Here is a 17,675-nt window from a genome sequence, read left to right as displayed (position 1 = left end):
TCTTTCAACTTCAAAACATGTGTTTCAAAGTATTATTCGGTATTAGCCCCGGTTTCCCGGAGTTATCCCCATCTACAGGGCAGGTTGCCCACGTGTTACTCACCCGTCCGCCGCTAGCGTAAATCTGGTGCAAGCACCAAAGATACGCCCGCTCGACTTGCATGTATTAGGCACGCCGCCAGCGTTCGTCCTGAGCCAGGATCAAACTCTCCATAAAAAGAATTTGAGTAAGCTCAAATTGCTGGCATCTTTTTGATGTCCAAAATTGTGTTTCATCTATTCAATGAAACTTTATTCATTCACGTATTGCTTGTTCAGTTTTCAAGGTTCATTTCGCCGCCTTCGCAAGCGACTTCTTTAATTTAACATTTAAGTTTTGGTTTGTCAATACTTTTTTTAAAAGTTTTTTCATCTCTTCAAATCTCAAATGCTATGTCTTAGCGACATAAAATATAATAACCCATTTCATTAAAATAAGTCAACACTTTTACTAAAAAAATTTAAAGAATTTGATTCTTGCTTAGAGATCTTTTTAAAATACAGAATAACTTCCTATTTAAATGTTTTAAATTACTCGATATTCTTTTTCTTTATCCCACAACGAATTGTTCATTCAGTTCATAAAAAGTAACACCAACCTCTATACTTTGAATGAAAATTTAAGCACTATTTTCTCTAGGTATTGCCCTAAGTTTATTTAGTAAATTTACAAACTTGATGCATCAGTTGACATTTCAACAAATTTAAAATTATTAATGGGACAAGGATCTCCACTTCAACTTATGCAACGCCAGATACCACCTAATCTGGCAATAGCATAAGTATCAAACTAAAAAAACAGAAGATCTTAATTATGATCTTCTGCTTTTTTAATTTTACTTAATACCATTTTATCTCTATTCTCTTTATTACACCGTCAATTATTATAATCATTAAAAACTGGGCAATAACAACTTAAAACCCCTATAGTCATATGCAACATTTTTAACAGGATTTACAACCAATTCATATATAATGGATTATCGTTAGTAACGGTATCAAAAAAACAAAATGTATTTCGGACTTCAATATTACTTATATTTTACCTATGTTATATTTATCTTCTACGAATTGTCGATCGACCACATAATTGCGATGGAATATTGCCTCACTTTTTGCTAAAGTAGGTTCTACTAAGATATATTCCTTATCCACTAAATACTCTATGAACACTTCTAATTCTGTAGAATACAGGCAAAGCTCCTCGTGTTCATGCAACTGTTGAATCGTCCACGATGGCTGAGTCAGCATTATTTCTAAAATATGCTGAGCGGCATCTTGAGTTCGCGAGTTGATTAAAAACTCAATTGCTAAAAACAGCAGCTCTAAACGCTTCTCTAAACTTTCATCACTCATCACTAGTTCTTCATACAATTTATAAATCGCTGGCTCAATTTTTTTCACTTGTGACCAAACTGTTACCTCTGGATATAAGCCATTATCAATAATTGATAGTCTACCTAAATGATGCAATGAATCCACTACGTGGCTATAAGAATCTAAATAATTTCCACTCTCGAAAAACTCTTTCCCTTCTAAATAACGACGGATAAGCTTGCTAAATTGAATGCCTGTTTTTATTTTGCGCCCAAAGAAAGGGAATTCTTGTAATTCTGAACGTAGTTTATATAAAAATTCATTACGATCAAAAATGATTTTCCCAAAAAAGAGCCAGTCTACTAATCGCTTATGTGAGCCTACAAATAGCCATTTTTTTAAACGCTTCTCCGTTAATATATGCATTACCATTTTTTTATCGCCATACATATAATGCTTTGTGAAGATAGAAGCTTCTTGTTCCTTCACAATAATAAGAAGTACGGAATCAAATGTATTTGTAATATTTAGCGCATCTTCTTTTCTGTTTATTAAAATAATCCCTAATGTATCAGGATGACTTGCTCGTTCCTGATAAATCGGACGTAAAATTTGCTCCATAATACTTCCCCTCCAAACAATAAATTGTCATCTGTTAATGTTCTTTCGACAACAAATGCAAGAAACCCTTTCAAATTTACATATTCTCATACTAAAATAATTTCATTGTATGTTATAGTAGTTGGGGAGGCAAATTACAATGAAAAAATATCAAAATAAAATAAATAAAATCCGCTCATTTGCATTAGCACTAATCTTTATCGGATTTGTTATAATGTATGGAGCCATTTTCTTTAGAGAAAACCAAATTTTAGTCATTATTTTTATGACGCTTGGCTTGCTATGTATTTTTGGCAGTACTGCAGTTTACGGCTGGATTGGTTTATTATCAACTCGGGCAGTGCAAGTCGTTTGCCCAAATTGTGGCAAGCATACAAAAGTATTGGGTCGTGTAGATATGTGTATGTATTGCAATGAGCCATTGACTTTGGACCCTACATTAGAAGGCAAAGAGTTTAATCAAACATACAATAATAAAAAGCAGTAAAACTAAAAGCCAGCTAGAAAAACTCTTGCTGGCTTTTTACATGAGCTAATTTATCACAGGTACTAATTTCGAAACAATAATGCTATTAATAGCATTAATATAAGCTAGCGCACTTGCTTTTAAAATATCCGTATCCGCTGCCTTCGCAATAAACTTTTCTCCTTCGTGTTCTACAGTGATTTTCACTTTCCCTAAAGCTTCTTGCCCGCGCGATACGCTATTAATATTATATTCAATAAGCTTTACATCAATATTGGTAATACTTGCAATTGCAGAGTAAAGTGCATCGATAGGACCTGAGCCAACAGCACTTGATTTAAACATTTCATCACCTTTACTTATTTTCACACTAGCTGATGGGAAGCTTGCATTGCTGACAACTTGTAGATCTTCAAAGCTGAAAAATTGTTCACTATAGTGTGTTGCATTTGCATGATTCGCATTATGTTTTTCATAATAATCTTCGACAATTACATATAAATCGTGATCATAGACTTCTTTTTTAGCATCTGCCAGCTTTAAAAAGCCTTCGAAAATACCTTCAAATTCATCTGCTGAAAGGTTAGAGAACCCTAATTTTTCAAGAGCATTTTTCACCGCATGACGACCAGAGCGGGCTGTTAACACCAATTCCATATCCTCTAGCCCTACATCCTCAGGGTGAACAATTTCATATGCATCGCGTGATTTTAATAAACCATCTTGATGTATACCTGATGAATGTGCAAAAGCATTGTCACCTGTAATTGCCTTATTCACTTGCACATCCAATCCCATAAAGCTTGAGACAAGACGAGATGTATTCATAATTTCCTTTGTATTAATATTTGTGTGTACGTCGTATACATCACCACGTGTTTTAATTGCCATTACTACTTCCTCTAATGCTGCATTACCTGCACGTTCACCAATACCATTAATCGTACATTCTACTTTATCAGCCCCATTTTTAATCGCCGCTAAAGTATTTGCTGTCGCCATACCTAAATCATTATGGCAATGGACAGATAGTAATACTGAATCATCTGTGTTTTTCATACGGTATGCAAGTTTACCAATCATTTCTCCCCATTGCTCAGGTTCAGCATAACCTACCGTATCAGGTACATTAATCATTGTCGCTCCAGCCTTCATAACCGCTTCAATTGTTTTCCATAAATATTCGAAATCTGAGCGCGAAGCATCCTCAGTTGAATATTGTACTTGTGGTAATAAAGTTTTCGCATACTTAACAGCGTCCACGCCAATTTGTAATATTTGATCTTTTGATTTGCTGAATTTTTTCTCAACATGAATATCTGAAGTGCCAAGCACCATGTGAATCATCGGATTTTCGGCATATTTTACTGCGTTATAAACCGAATCTATATCCGCTTTCACTGCACGCGCTAATGCTGTAATCATAATATCACTTGTATTCCCTACCCTTTCAGCAACTGCTTTTACAGCATCAAAATCACCTTGTGAGGATGCAGGGAAACCAGCTTCAATTATATCGACACCTAGCTTTTTAAGCTGCTGTGCAATTTCTACCTTTTCAAATAAATTTAGCTTTGCCCCTGGCACTTGCTCTCCATCGCGTAGCGTCGTATCAAACACCCAAATTTTTCTGCTCATTTTCTAGCACTCCTTCTTACTAAATGTATTTTGAAAATAAAAAAACCCGCCTCTAATAAATAGAGACGAGTTTAAGCTCGCGGTACCACTCTAGTTGGCCTTTCCTTTATAGAAAAGCCCTCTTTATCAACAGCTAACACTGTTTATCCCGATAACGGAGGAAACCGATTACCCTTACTATGAGTTCAGGGAATAGCTCATGGACGAGTTCAAAATGTGTGTCTACTGATTTCCACCAACCATCAGCTCTCTACAAGTACACAGGCACTTTTACTATTTCCACTCAATGCTTAAAATTTATTATTAAATAGCATAGTATACGAACCTATTTCTTTTGTCAATAATATTTAGAAAATTTTATTTTTTCTGCTTTTTAATGAATTAAACAAAGACCCGATTTCTCAAACTTGTAAGAAAGCTATATTTAAAATCGAAGATACTTGCTAAAATAAAAAAAGCGCCCCCAATTTTTTGGGGGACGCATGTTTTTTATAATGCTTTTTTTCCTTGACTTTCAATGCAGCTAGGACAAGTTCCATACACTTCTAAACGATGTGAATTTACTTTAAATCCTGTAACATGTGAAGCAAAATGCTCTACTTCGTTTAAGCCTGGGTAATGGAAATCCACAATTTTACCACAAGTTTCACAAATCATATGGTAATGATCGCCCGTTGCAAAATCGAATCGGCTTGCTGCATCTCCATAAGTAAGCTCCTTTACAAGGCCTACCTCTCGGAATACGCGCAAATTATTATACACCGTTGCGACACTCATGTTTGGAAACCTATCTTCAAGCGCTTTATATATATCATCTGCGGTAGGGTGATTCATTGACTGAATTAAATACTCTAAAATCGCATGACGTTGTGGAGTAATCCTTACACCAGTAGCCTTTAACGTGTCCAGCGCATTGTTTAAATGCATTTTAGACATCGCCATGCACCTCTTTTCATACATAATTATTAATTTATAATTGTTATAATTAGTGTATCGAATTCAACTACACTCTGTCAACATTTGCTTCCCCTTATTCTAAGTGTTTTGCGTCGAGAGCGTTGCATTAGATACAGAATACTCCCGTCTCTATAGATAACAAGGTAATTTGCATTCCATTCAACGGATGTCACTATTTTGGACAAGAGACCTGCTTGATACAAGTCAATTAACTGTTAGTTCGTTTTTATGTTAACTTCCGTTTGCAAGCTTGCTCGAAAAACCCTTGATTCCATTAGATTGAAGCGTAATTGATTATAAGCAAATTAATTATGAAAATAAAGAGGTAATTTCAATAATTTGTGTACTAAAAAACAACATTTCTCATTTAACACCCAATGATTCTCAATTAAAATTAATAGCCGCGTAATAAATCAACTTTATTTTCTAAATCACGCTCACCATCTAACCATTTTTTTAAGCTCGGCTCAAAAATTTCAAGGGCACGCTCAACATAGCGAGACGAATGGCTAGAAAAATGTGGTGAAATCGTTACATTGTCAAGCTTCCACAGCAGACTTTCCTTTGGCAACGGTTCCACTTCAAACACATCTAAAACAGCATGACCGATTATCTTATTTTGAAGAGCGCGCACTAGCTCCTCTTCTTTTACTACATTACCTCGTCCAAAGTTCATGAAAATTGCAGTATCTTTCATCATTTCAAAATGCCCATATGTTAGTAAATATTTTGTTTCAGCTGTGCTTGGTAGCATTGAAATTACGATATCTGCTTTTGGTAGGTGCGCTTTTAAATCATCGATTACATACGTTTCATTCATCGACTCAATTGATTTGCCACTGCGATTGCAGCCAATTGTATGAACGCCAAACGCTTGTAAAATTCGTCCAATTTCTGCACCTATTGCTCCCGGACCTATAATAAGAGCAGTAGAGCCATTTAACTCTGAAAGGCTCGTCTTTTTATTCCACTCGCCTTTTTTCTGTTGCTCATAAATAAAAGGTAACCCACGTTTCAGCGCTAAAATATGCGCTAGTATAGATTCAGTCATCGGTTTTTTATGAATACCTCGCACATTTGAAACGAAAATATCGCGTTCTGCAATTGCTTGCGCAGGCATTTTTTCTACCCCAGCTGATGCCACAAAAATCCATTGTAATTTATCAGCAAGTGCTATATTTGCTACTGTTAAATCTTCTCCATATGTAACAACTATATCTGCCTTCATTAATTGTTCCTCATTCAGCTTGGCATCAAATACAAAATCCACTTCTGGAAACTCAGCTACTAGTGGTTTTTGTAAATCTTCCCTTGGTTCGAACGTAAAATAAACTCGCATTACACATTACTCCCTTCGCGTAAAAAAGTTAAAACATCCTCAATATGGTTTTTCACACGCACCTTGCGCCATTCCTTCACTACAATACCTTTTTCATCAATTAAAAAAGTCGACCGCTCTATGCCCATAAATTCTCGACCATACATTTTTTTCAGCACCCATACTCCGTAGGATTCTGCTACAGAATGGTCAGTATCAACTAATAATGAAAACGGTAAATTATATTTCTCGATAAACTTCGTATGCTTTTTTGCATCATCTGCACTCACACCTAAAATAACTGCATTTAGCTCTGAAAAATCAGCATAGGCATCTCGGAAATCACAAGCCTCTGTTGTACAGCCTGGAGTCATATCTTTAGGATAAAAATATAACACAACATTTTTCCCAATAAAATCGCTAAGATGCAAAGGTTGACCATGCTCATTTTCTAATGTAAAATCTGGTGCCTGCTTATGTAACAACGTCATTTTTCTCACTCCTTTTCAACCTCGACTAAAATTTGTTGAGCCTAAAGGAAACCCCTACTCACTTTCTATCGTACCGAACTATGCCCATCCTTTCAAATTCTTTGGCATGAAATGAAAATTCGGTCTACAATAGAAGAGAATTAAATTATTTGGAGGAACAAAAATGAGATACGCAAAATCAGAAGCCTTACATGAAGAAGCACTAAAACATATCGTTGGTGGTGTTAACAGTCCATCGCGCTCTTATAAAGCTGTTGGTGGAGGAGCACCTGTTGCAATGGCCTATGGTAAAGGGGCATATTTTTATGATATAGACGACAACCGCTACATCGATTATTTAGCAGCATATGGCCCTATCGTTACAGGACATGGACATCCACATATCGCAAAGGCAATCGCACATGCCGCTGAAACGGGTGTACTTTTCGGTACAGCGACAGAGCATGAAGTAAAGTTTGCTAAAATGCTTAAAGAAGCAATTCCAACATTAGATAAAGTACGCTTTAACAACTCTGGAACAGAGGCAGTTATGACGACAGTTCGTATTGCTCGTGCCTACACTGGTCGAACAAAAATGATAAAATTTGCTGGCTGTTACCATGGACATTTTGACCAAGTTTTAGTTGCCGCTGGTTCTGGTCCAGCAACATTAGGCTCACCTGACTCTGCTGGTGTTCCTGAGAGCGTTGCTACAGAAGTCATCACCGTGCCGTTCAATGATCCAGAGGCATTTAAACACGCAATGAAACGCTGGGGTAACTTAGTAGCAGGTATTTTAATTGAGCCAATCGTTGGTAACTTCGGTATCGTAGAGCCAAAACCAGGCTTTTTAGAGTTAGTTCATGAAATAGCAAAAGAATATGGTGCTCTAACAATTCATGATGAAATTATCACAGCATTCCGCTTCCATTATGGTGCAGCGCATACGATGCTTGGCTTAACGCCAGATTTAGTTGCACTAGGGAAAGTAATTGGCGGTGGTCTACCAATCGGCGCTTACGGTGGCAGAAAAGAAGTTATGGATACAGTTGCACCATTAGGTCCAGCATACCAGGCTGGTACAATGGCTGGTAACCCTGCTTCTATGCAAGCTGGTATCGCTTGTCTTGAAGTACTGAAACAACCTGGTATTTATGATGAAATGGATCGTCTTGGCGCAATTTTAGAAAAAGGTATTTTAGAAGCTGCTGAGAAGTATAATGTAACAATTACCGTAAACCGTCTAAAAGGCGCATTAACTATTTACTTTACAGATGAAAAAGTAGAAAATTATGATCAAGCAGAAAAATCTGATGGTGAAATTTTCGGCCGCTTCTTCAAATTAATGTTATCGCAAGGCATCAATTTAGCCCCTTCAAAATATGAAGCGTGGTTCTTAACAACTGAGCATACAGAAGAAGATATTATTGAAACTATTGCTGCAGTGGATTATGCATTTTCACAACTATAAATGAGTGAACGGTATATGTCGAGCGCATATACCGTTTTACTAAAGGAAAAGAGGATCGCTATTATGAAGTTCGGTGCTCGAATTTTAAAAACTGGTGTTGCTATCGTTTTCGCGCTATTTTTAGCCGAATTATTTCATTTGCCATCGCCAGTATTCGCTGGAATTGCTGCGATTTTCGCAATTCAACCATCTATTTATCGCTCGTATTTAACGATTTTAGAGCAAATACAAGGCAACTTAATTGGAGCTATTGTTGCTGTAGTATTCGGGCTGATTTTCGGACATCATTTAGTTGCTATTGGTATCGCAGCAATACTTGTTATCGGTATAGCAATGAAATTTAAGCTAGAAAAATCATTGACACTTGCACTTGTTACTGTAGTAGCAATTATGGAGTTTCAAGGGGATGATTTTTTAACATTTGCGCTTATCCGATTTACTACTGTGATGATCGGAGTTTTTGCAGCATTTATTGTTAATTTTATTTTTTTACCACCGCGCTATGAAATAAAGCTATTTACAAATATTAATTCCATGCAGGATGATATTATTCGTTGGACTCGTCTCGCTGTTCGCCAAGCAAGCGAGCATACATCCACCAAAACAGCTTTAACAAAATTAAAATCTCGTCTATCACAAATCGATGTATTATATGAGCTTTATAAAGAAGAACGTAGATATTTAAAAAATCAAAAATACGTAAAGGCGCGAAAGCTTGTCATTTACCGCCAAATGATTACAACATCTAAAAAAAGCTTAGAGCTCCTACAACGCCTGCATAAGCATGAAAATGAGTTATCCAATTTACCTGAGACTATTTTAATGTTAATCCAAGAGCGCGTTGATTTATTATTAACTTACCATGAACAGCTGCTCTTAAAATTTACTGGGAAATTACGTGCAGACCATTCTACATGGGTGCGGCAAGAGGAGCATTTACAGCGTACTGAAGTAATGGATTTGTTTATTAAACAAATTACAATAGCAAAGGAAACTGAGGGCGAAGAAGAATTTTCTAGCTACCATCTTCTTTACATTTTATCTCGTATTTTAGATTATGAAGAAAACTTGGAGCATTTAGATAAGTTGATTATGTCATATCGAAATCACCATAGCGAAGAAGCAAATATTGATTTAGAGACAGAGTTTTATTAACAAAAAAGAGGTGCTCGGAAAAATTCCAAGCACCTCTTTGCTTTTTAAGTAAAATATTAAGAGAATCTCGTTAGCTTTTCATCTTTGGATCAAGGGCGTCTCGCAAGCCATCTCCCATTAAGTTAAAACCAACAACTGTTAGCATTATTGCTAAGCCTGGGAAAATCATTGCCCAAGGTGCATTCAATAAGAAAATACGTGCATCTGCAAGCATTTTGCCCCATTCAGGCTGTGGTGCTTCAGCTCCTAACCCTAAAAAGCCTAATGCAGCCGCTTCAATAATAGCTGTAGCAATGGCTAACGTCCCTTGAACAATAACAGGTGTCATTGAATTCGGTAAAATATGGCGCCATAAAATACGTGCGTTTTTCATTCCTATTGCTTTAGCAGCGTGAATATATTCTTCCTCTTTAATAGACAATACACGTGAGCGGATTAAGCGTCCAAAATTCGGTATATTAATAATGGCAATTGCAATTAAAGCATTGCGTAAACTTGGACCTAAAATCGATACAACAGCAATCGCCAATAAAATGCTAGGGAATGCTAGCATAATATCAAAAATACGCGAAATAATCGTATCAATCCACTTTCCATAATAACCTGCAATAATTCCTAAAAAGCTACCTGCTGCTGCAGATATTACTACAGCAAAAAATCCAACCGTTAAAGAGATACGCGCGCCATGCAAAATACGTGAAAAAATATCTCGTCCTAAATCATCTGTTCCAAACCAAAACTCAGAAGATGGTGGTAATAATCGTTGTGATAAATTTTGATCGTTAATCCCTTGCGGTGCTATAAATGGACCCAAGATAGCTAGAAGGACGAAAAATATGACAATAGCTGTTCCAACAAGTGCTGATTTATTTTTTCGAAAGCTGCGCCAAGCCTCTTTCCAAGGTCCAACAACTTGGTCTTCCTGTGCTAGATTAATACTAGTTTTTGATGCAATTTCAGACATATTTTCCCCTCCTCCTAGTTGTATTTAATCCTCGAATCAATAACTGTATACAAAATATCAACGATTAAATTAATCATAATAAATAAAAATGCCACAATTAAAATACCTGACTGGATTACAGGATAATCACGATAGCCAATAGCTTCATAAATATAGCGACCAATGCCTGGCCAACTAAAAATCGTTTCTGTCAAGATTGCTCCACCTAACAGCATCCCTGTTTGTAGACCGACAATCGTCAACACTGGTATTAACGCATTTTTTAGTGCATGCTTATAAATAACTACAAACATTTTTTGCCCTTTTGCACGTGCAGTACGAACGAAATCAGAGCGCATTACTTCTAACATCGAAGCTCTTGTCATGCGTGCAATAATAGCAGTCGGAATTGTAGCAAGTGCAATGCCAGGTAAAATTAAATGCTTTAGCGTCACGACAAATTGATCAAAGCGGCCCTGCATTAAAGTATCAATTAAATATAAATGTGTAATTGCTGATACGGGATCCCGTACTTCCTCTCGACCAGATGTCGGTAGCCACCCTAATTTAACACTAAAAATCCATTGTTCCATTAAACCTAGCCAGAAAATAGGTATAGATACACCAATTAGCGCTATAACCATCGCAATATAATCGAACCATGAATTTTGAAACCATGCTGAAACAATCCCCGCATTCATTCCGACAATAACAGCAATAATCATTGCAAAAATAGCAAGCTCAAACGTTGCTGCTAAATAAGGCCATACTTCTGTAACAATCCCTTGTCTAGTACGTAATGATTCACCTAAATCTCCTGTTAAGATTCCTTTTAGATAATCAAAGTATTGTATGTACCAAGGATTATTTAAGCCTAATTTGTCACGCAATGCAGCTACCGCCTCGGCTGTTGCCTGCTGACCTAAAATTACTTGTGCTGGATCACCAGGAATCGCACGAATAATTAAAAACACAATGAATGTCATCCCAAGTAAAACTGGAATCAAATGCAATAAACGTTTTCCAATATAGTGAAGCATGATTCTTCACCTCTCTATAAAATCTTGTATACGAAAAAGAATAGAGCTGTCGGGAAAGCTAGTTAATCCCTTGCTTTCCCAACAGCCATACGAACTTTTAGAAAAAAAGTACGCCTGTTAGAAAAATCCTTGCTCGCTATTAAAATAAAAAGTATTGTTCTTAATTATTAAGCTCTTTATACGATTTATTTAATTAAAGCAAGTTATTCAATTGATACATTTGTCAATTTATCAGAACCAGTTGGGTGTGGTATGAAGCCTTTTACTTCCGCTTTTGCAGCAAGTAATGGCGTTGAGTGCGCTAATGGAACCCAAGGTGCTTCTTCATGAATAATTTCTTGTGCTTTTTTGTAAAGCTCAATACGAACATTTTCATCTGTTTCAGATTGTGCTTGAATTAATAGTTTATGTGTTTCTGCATTTTTGAAATATGAGTAGTTGTTGCTACCGATATTGTCTTCATCTAATAATGTGTAAATGAAGTTGTCAGCATCTCCGTTATCACCTGTCCAGCCTAACATAAATGCATCCGCTTCTCCGTCCTTTGCCTTATCCAAATACGTTGCCCACTCATATGTGACGATTTTCGCTGGCATGCCGATATCCTCAAGATTTTTTTGGATAACTTCCGCTACTTTTGCACCATCCGGCATATATGGACGTGGTACTGGCATTGCCCATAGCTCAATTGGCGCGCCATCATAGCCAGCTTCAGCTAATAAAGCTTTCGCCTTTTCTGGATCATATGGATAGCCTTCGATATCATCGTTATAGCCGCTAATTGAAGGAGGCATTGGGTTTTTTGCAACTTGCGCACGCCCTTCAAAGAATGCGTCGACAATCGCTTGTTTATCGATTGCATAGTTTACTGCTTGACGTACTAATTTATTATCGAATGGTTTACGTGTGCTTGTTAAACCTAAGTAACCAATATTCATCGATGGACGTTCAATTAATTGTAATTTTGAATCTGCTTCAATTACTTTTCCATCAGAAGGATTAATACCATCTGCTAAATCAATATTACCTGCTACTAAGTCATTTAAGCGTGCAGAATTATCTGGAATTGAACGGAAAATAACTTTATCAAGCTTTGGTAGCCCTTCTTGCCAGTAGTCTGCGAATTTTTCAATTGTAATAGAATCATTGCGCTTCCAATCTACAAACTTAAATGGTCCTGTTCCTACTGGATTGTCGCCAAATTTATCTCCTGCAGCTTCAAATGCAGTTGGAGACGCGATACCAAATGGGCTCATCGCAAGGTTTTTTAGGAACGGCGCTTGCTGACGAGATAATGTGAATACTACTGTGTAATCACCCTCAGCCTTTACGTCTGCGATAATATCTTGACCTTCAGCTTTAAACATTGAGTTGAAGTAGTAGAAGTCTTCCTCTGTACCACCTTTCCAGCGATTAACATTTTTCACTACTGCCTCTGCATTGAAATCTGTACCATCGTGGAATTTAACACCTTCTTGTAATTGGAAAGTGTATGTTAAACCATCCTCACTAATATCCCATTCTGTAGCTAAACCAGGGTGAATTGTTGTATCTTCCTCCCCAAAGTTTAATAACGTTTCAAAAAGGTTCTGTGTTACTTTATAAGATTCACCATCAGTTACGATTGCAGGATCTAACGATACAGAATCTCCCCCACGACCAAATACTAATATTTGAGGTTTTGCATCTTCTGTTTTATCGCCATCTGTATTGTCTTGACCATCAGTACTTGGCGTCGAGCTGTTGTCTCCACCTTCTTTATCAGTACCACAAGCTACTAAAAAGACAGAAAGCATTAATAACATTAATCCGAGTAGCCAAAAATTCTTTTTCAAATGAACCCCTCCTAAATGTTTTATATCTATATATCATCGTTATCTATCATTATATAAATGACAGGCAACAGAATGACCAGGTTTAACTTGCCTAAACTGCGGAACTTGCTGCTTACAAACTTCCATTGCCATTGGACAGCGTGTATGGAATGCACAGCCCGTTGGTGGATTTGAAGGACTTGGAATATCTCCCGTTAAAATAACCTGTTCACGCTCATAATTTGGATCTGGTATCGGTACTGCAGATAGTAAGGCTTGCGAATAAGGGTGCAGTGGCTCTGCATATAAATCCTCACTTGCTGCTAGCTCTACCATACTACCAAGATACATGACAGCGACACGATCGCTAATATGGCGAACAACGCCTAAATCATGTGCTATAAAAATATATGTCAGCTTTAAATCTTCTTGCAGCTTTTGCATTAAATTTAAAACTTGTGCCTGAATAGATACATCAAGTGCCGATACTGGTTCATCCGCAATAATCAGCTTCGGATTTGTCATCAACGCTCTTGCAATGCCAATACGCTGGCGCTGCCCACCGCTAAATTGGTGTGGGTAACGCTTCGCATGGTATGCGCTCAAGCCCACTACCTCCAAGTATTCAATCACTTTACGCCTACGCTCTTCAGCTGAACCGATGCCATGCACAATTAATGGCTCTTCTAAAATTTTCTCTACTGTATGACGTGGATTCAGCGATGCATATGGATCTTGAAACACCATTTGAATATCTCGTCTAACCTTTCTCATCTCTTCACTCGATAGCGCTGTTAATTCCACTCCATCAAAAGTTACTTTGCCACTAGTTGGCTCATGCAAGCGCATAATAACGCGTCCCGTTGTTGACTTTCCACAGCCCGATTCTCCTACGATTCCTAATGTTTCACCTTCATAGACTTCAAAGGAAATATCATTAACTGCCTTTACATCCCCAACTTTTCGAGCTAGCATACCTGCTCGAATTGGAAAGTATTTTGTCAAATTCTCAACTTTCAGCAATACGTTCGCCATTGACCTGTCCCCCCATCTCCGCGTGAAGCACTACTTCATTTTCCGAATCTAATAAAAAGCAACGTGCTGTATGCGCTTTCGTTTTACTATAAAGCTCTGGATTTTCTTCACTACAACGCGGGAAGGCATACTCGCAACGCGGTGCAAAACGACACCCTTTTTGTATAGAACCTGGCTTTGGTACATTACCTGGAATGGAATATAGTGCATCCTTTTTATAACGCATATCAGGCACTGACTGAATTAGCCCCTTCGTATAAGGATGCTGCGGGTTTTTAAAAATTTCTTGGACAGGGGCCTGCTCTACAATTTGCCCAGCATACATAACAATAACGCGCTCACATGTTTCAGCTACAACACCTAAATCATGTGTAATTAGTAAAACGGCAGTTTGTAATCTTATATTTAAATCTTTCATTAGCTTTAGAATTTGTGCTTGAATTGTTACGTCCAAAGCTGTCGTAGGCTCGTCAGCAATCAATACCTTTGGGTCACAAACTAGCGCCATCGCAATCATGACTCTTTGTCTCATTCCCCCGGATAATTGATGAGGATATTCCTTGAACAACTCCTCCGCACGCGGCAAACCAACTAGCTTCATCATTTCAATCGCGCGCTCTTTCGCCTGCTTCTTCGTCCACGTTTTATTGTGAATTTGTATCGCTTCCATCATCTGATTACCAATCGTGAATAATGGATTAAGGGACGTCATTGGCTCTTGAAATATCATCGCAACATCTTTTCCCCTAATTTGTCGCATCTCTTTTTCAGAAAGCGTAGCTAAGTTTTGACCATCTAACAAAATTTCTCCTGCTGTAATTTTCCCTGGTGGGCTTGGCACTAACCCCATAATAGATAGTGACGTAACACTTTTTCCACAGCCCGACTCACCTACTATAGCTAGAATTTCACCTTCCTCTACAGAAAAGCTAATATGGTCAACGGCGGCAATTCTCCCATCGTCTGTAAAGAAACTCGTTTCTAAATCTTTCACTTCAAGAATTTTTTTTCGGCTCATCTAGCTGCCCCCTCTTTTTCGGAAATAAAGCTAAAAATGTACAAATTAGGATTGATTTCACCTATTTTGAAAACATCATAAATATTACTCATTTTTAGAATAGTTAATTAATTTCTAATATATTCGATTTCACCTTCATTGTACAGAAAATTCTGTAATTATTATTCTACAAAAAAATAAGAAGCCCTTTTTGGCTTCTTATTTCATTCTATTACTAGGTTATTTTTCTGAGCACTTCTCACAAATTTTCTTTCATCCGTATTAATCACTGCTTGCAAATACGAGGTAGCAATGGCTTTTGCTTTTTATGGTTAGTCAATTCTGAATGTGCCTCTTTGACAAATGATTGCTTTATAAGAATTAAAAAAGTTGCGAGAAGGTTTCCCCACAACTATTTCTTATACAATGTCTAAGATTCATTCAATCTCAAAGATTATTCAATGCTTCTCAAATTACATCATCGATTTCGATATTTTTATCCATTATATTTCCTTCGTATAAATCAAATGGACGATACCCAATCATCAAATCATTTTAATACGCAAAATCCCCCCAAAATTTATTTTTTGAGGGGGTTCCACTTACAGCTTCTGCACCTGAAACAGATTATAATATGAACCTTGCTGCTGCATTAACTGCTCATGATTACCTTCTTCAACAAGTTGTCCATGTTCAATAACGAAAATTTTATCAGCATGTGTAATTGTTGATAAGCGGTGAGCAATGATGATTGTTGTACGATTATGTGCTAAACGCTCTAGCGATTCTTGAATTAATGCTTCACTTTCTAAATCAAGCGCTGATGTTGCCTCGTCCAATACGAGTATCGGTGGATTTTTCAAAAATACCCTTGCAATCGCAATACGTTGTTTTTGTCCCCCAGATAGCTTGACACCGCGCTCGCCCACTTGTGTGTTATAGCCATTTGGCAAGTTCATAATAAAATCATGCGCGTTCGCAGCTTTAGCAGCGGCAATAATTTCTTCCTCCGTTGCGTCTGGTTTTCCCATTAAAATATTATGTCTTACCGAATCGCTAAATAAAATATTGTCCTGTAACACGATACCGATTTGCGAACGTAGCGATTCCAATGTTACATCTTGAACATCCATGCCATCAATCACCACAGCACCTTCTTTGACATCATAAAATCTCGGAATCAAGCTGACAATCGTTGACTTACCTCCACCACTCATGCCAACAAAAGCTGCCGTTTCACCAGCCTTAATAGTGAAATTAATATTTTGTAGGACGTTTTGCCCTTCATCTTCATAACGGAAAACGACATCTTTAAATGCCACTTCTCCTGCCACATTTTTTAAAGACTGCGCTGATTTTTTATCAACAATATCGTACTTTTCATCAAACAATTCAAATACGCGGTCCATTGACGCAATCGATTGCGTTAATGTAGTAGATGAGCTCACAAGTCGACGCAGCGGTCCGTATAAGCGCTCAATATAAGCAATAAATGCTACCATTACACCAAGCGATAAGTTTTCATGTATTACTTGATAACCTGCATAAGCAATTACTAATAGCGGTGCAATATCTGTAATTGTATTGACGACTGCGAATGATTTTGCATTCCATTTCGAATGGTCTAACGCTTTATTTAAAAACTCACCATTCGTCTCATCAAATATTTTTTGCTCATGTCGTTCTAAAGTAAAACTTTTAATAATGCTTATCCCTGCTACACGTTCATGCAAATAACTTTGCACTCCTGCTAAAGCCTGTGAACGTTTACGCGTTAAATCACGCAGCTTACCAAAAAAGTATTTTACGCTGAACGCATAGAGTGGGAAAGAAATAAGTGCGACCAATGTTAGCTTAACATCCATCGTTAGCATAATCGCAACAGCAATTAAAATCGTCACTAAATCAAGCCATAAATTCATTAGCCCAATCATAACAAAATTTTTCGTCTGCTCTACATCATTAATAACGCGTGAAATAACTTCCCCCGCTCGTGTATTTGAATAATATTTTAAGCTCAACTTTTGCAAATGCGTGTACAATTCCTTACGAATGTCAAACAACACTTTATTGCTAATATTTTGAGCAAAATATTGACGGTAATATTCAATTGGCGGGCGAATAATAAAGAACACGATTAATGTTCCACCTAGCCAATAAACGAGCTGCTTCGTCATCTCTGCCTTTGTTAATGTATCCGAACCAATAATATCATCAATTACAATTTGTATAAGTAACGGAATAAACAATGGTATCGCAAATTTTAAAACACCGATTATAATTGTTAAAATTAATTCCCAAGTATACGGCTTCACAAAGCGCATATATCTTTTCATACTGTCCAAGTGTTTTTCCACTTCCTTCTATGTAATGCTTCGATTGCCTAAATACCTA

14 protein-coding genes, 1 rRNA gene and 1 other annotated feature are annotated in these 17,675 nt (G+C 37.2%); of the genes, 3 read left to right on the top strand and 12 right to left on the bottom strand.

Annotated features, from left to right (window positions below; translation table 11 throughout):
• Both TY13_RS18370 and TY13_RS18365 read right to left on the bottom strand, forming a co-directional pair.
• Positions 1–217: ribosomal RNA gene (locus TY13_RS18370) — 16S ribosomal RNA — on the bottom strand; the annotation flags it as partial.
• An 857-nt stretch (positions 218–1,074) separates the two neighbouring features.
• The gene (locus TY13_RS18365; protein WP_042478989.1) at positions 1,075–1,977 is read right to left on the bottom strand and encodes a nucleotidyltransferase-like protein; all 903 of its coding nucleotides are present in this window, start codon (positions 1,975–1,977) and stop codon (positions 1,075–1,077) included.
• Between the two features lie 139 nt (positions 1,978–2,116).
• Between TY13_RS18365 and TY13_RS18360 the strand changes: the two genes are divergently transcribed.
• A complete protein-coding gene (locus TY13_RS18360; protein WP_042478988.1) occupies positions 2,117–2,464 on the top strand; it encodes a YgzB family protein in 348 nt (115 codons plus the stop codon).
• Positions 2,465–2,509: 45 nt separating this feature from the next.
• Here the strand turns inward: TY13_RS18360 and TY13_RS18355 are convergent, their stop codons facing one another.
• The 4 genes from TY13_RS18355 to bcp all read right to left on the bottom strand — a co-directional run bounded on the left by TY13_RS18355 (position 2,510) and on the right by bcp (position 6,847).
• Complete coding sequence (locus tag TY13_RS18355; RefSeq protein WP_042478987.1) at positions 2,510–4,081, bottom strand: 2-isopropylmalate synthase; 1,572 nt, start codon at positions 4,079–4,081, stop codon at positions 2,510–2,512.
• A 58-nt stretch (positions 4,082–4,139) separates the two neighbouring features.
• Positions 4,140–4,377: a binding site (T-box leader), on the bottom strand.
• Positions 4,378–4,570: 193 nt separating this feature from the next.
• The gene (perR, locus tag TY13_RS18350; RefSeq protein WP_195891722.1) at positions 4,571–5,017 is read right to left on the bottom strand and encodes a peroxide-responsive transcriptional repressor PerR; all 447 of its coding nucleotides are present in this window, start codon (positions 5,015–5,017) and stop codon (positions 4,571–4,573) included.
• Between the two features lie 415 nt (positions 5,018–5,432).
• On the bottom strand, positions 5,433–6,377 hold the full coding sequence (locus tag TY13_RS18345) for a D-2-hydroxyacid dehydrogenase (RefSeq protein ID WP_042478983.1): 945 nt from the start codon (positions 6,375–6,377) through the stop codon (positions 5,433–5,435).
• Positions 6,377–6,847, bottom strand: a complete 471-nt coding sequence (gene bcp / locus TY13_RS18340) for a thioredoxin-dependent thiol peroxidase (RefSeq protein WP_042478977.1) — start codon at positions 6,845–6,847, stop codon at positions 6,377–6,379. The genes TY13_RS18345 and bcp overlap by 1 nt, the downstream gene beginning before the upstream one ends.
• A gap of 163 nt (positions 6,848–7,010) precedes the next feature.
• Here bcp and TY13_RS18335 point away from each other — a divergent pair, with 163 nt between their 5' ends.
• On the top strand, positions 7,011–8,297 hold the full coding sequence (locus TY13_RS18335; RefSeq protein WP_042478975.1) for a glutamate-1-semialdehyde 2,1-aminomutase: 1,287 nt from the start codon (positions 7,011–7,013) through the stop codon (positions 8,295–8,297).
• Between the two features lie 63 nt (positions 8,298–8,360).
• On the top strand, positions 8,361–9,452 hold the full coding sequence (locus tag TY13_RS18330) for an FUSC family protein (protein ID WP_042478973.1): 1,092 nt from the start codon (positions 8,361–8,363) through the stop codon (positions 9,450–9,452).
• Between the two features lie 70 nt (positions 9,453–9,522).
• On the opposite strand, the gene nikC is transcribed toward TY13_RS18330, so the two are convergent.
• From nikC to TY13_RS18300, 6 genes are all read right to left on the bottom strand, one after another.
• Positions 9,523–10,416: a nickel transporter permease gene (gene nikC / locus TY13_RS18325; RefSeq protein ID WP_042478972.1), complete on the bottom strand. Its 894-nt coding sequence runs from the start codon at positions 10,414–10,416 to the stop codon at positions 9,523–9,525.
• A 14-nt stretch (positions 10,417–10,430) separates the two neighbouring features.
• Positions 10,431–11,435 carry an ABC transporter permease gene (locus tag TY13_RS18320; RefSeq protein ID WP_042478971.1) on the bottom strand — a complete coding sequence of 335 codons (1,005 nt, stop codon included), beginning with the start codon at positions 11,433–11,435 and terminating at the stop codon, positions 10,431–10,433.
• A gap of 203 nt (positions 11,436–11,638) precedes the next feature.
• The gene (locus TY13_RS18315) at positions 11,639–13,240 is read right to left on the bottom strand and encodes an ABC transporter substrate-binding protein (RefSeq protein WP_042479012.1); all 1,602 of its coding nucleotides are present in this window, start codon (positions 13,238–13,240) and stop codon (positions 11,639–11,641) included.
• A 69-nt stretch (positions 13,241–13,309) separates the two neighbouring features.
• Positions 13,310–14,284: an ABC transporter ATP-binding protein gene (locus TY13_RS18310; RefSeq protein ID WP_042478969.1), complete on the bottom strand. Its 975-nt coding sequence runs from the start codon at positions 14,282–14,284 to the stop codon at positions 13,310–13,312.
• Positions 14,259–15,302 carry an ABC transporter ATP-binding protein gene (locus tag TY13_RS18305; RefSeq protein WP_042478968.1) on the bottom strand — a complete coding sequence of 348 codons (1,044 nt, stop codon included), beginning with the start codon at positions 15,300–15,302 and terminating at the stop codon, positions 14,259–14,261. Before TY13_RS18305 ends, TY13_RS18310 begins: the two co-directional genes overlap by 26 nt.
• Before the next feature lie 581 nt (positions 15,303–15,883).
• Positions 15,884–17,626, bottom strand: a complete 1,743-nt coding sequence (locus TY13_RS18300) for an ABC transporter ATP-binding protein (protein WP_042478966.1) — start codon at positions 17,624–17,626, stop codon at positions 15,884–15,886.
• Positions 17,627–17,675 lie beyond the last annotated feature (49 nt).

Origin of the sequence: Bacillus ndiopicus (assembly GCF_000612805.1) — a bacterium.
GTDB classification, from domain to species: domain Bacteria; phylum Bacillota; class Bacilli; order Bacillales_A; family Planococcaceae; genus Metasolibacillus; species Metasolibacillus ndiopicus.
This window is presented reverse-complemented; position numbering and strand designations above follow the sequence as displayed.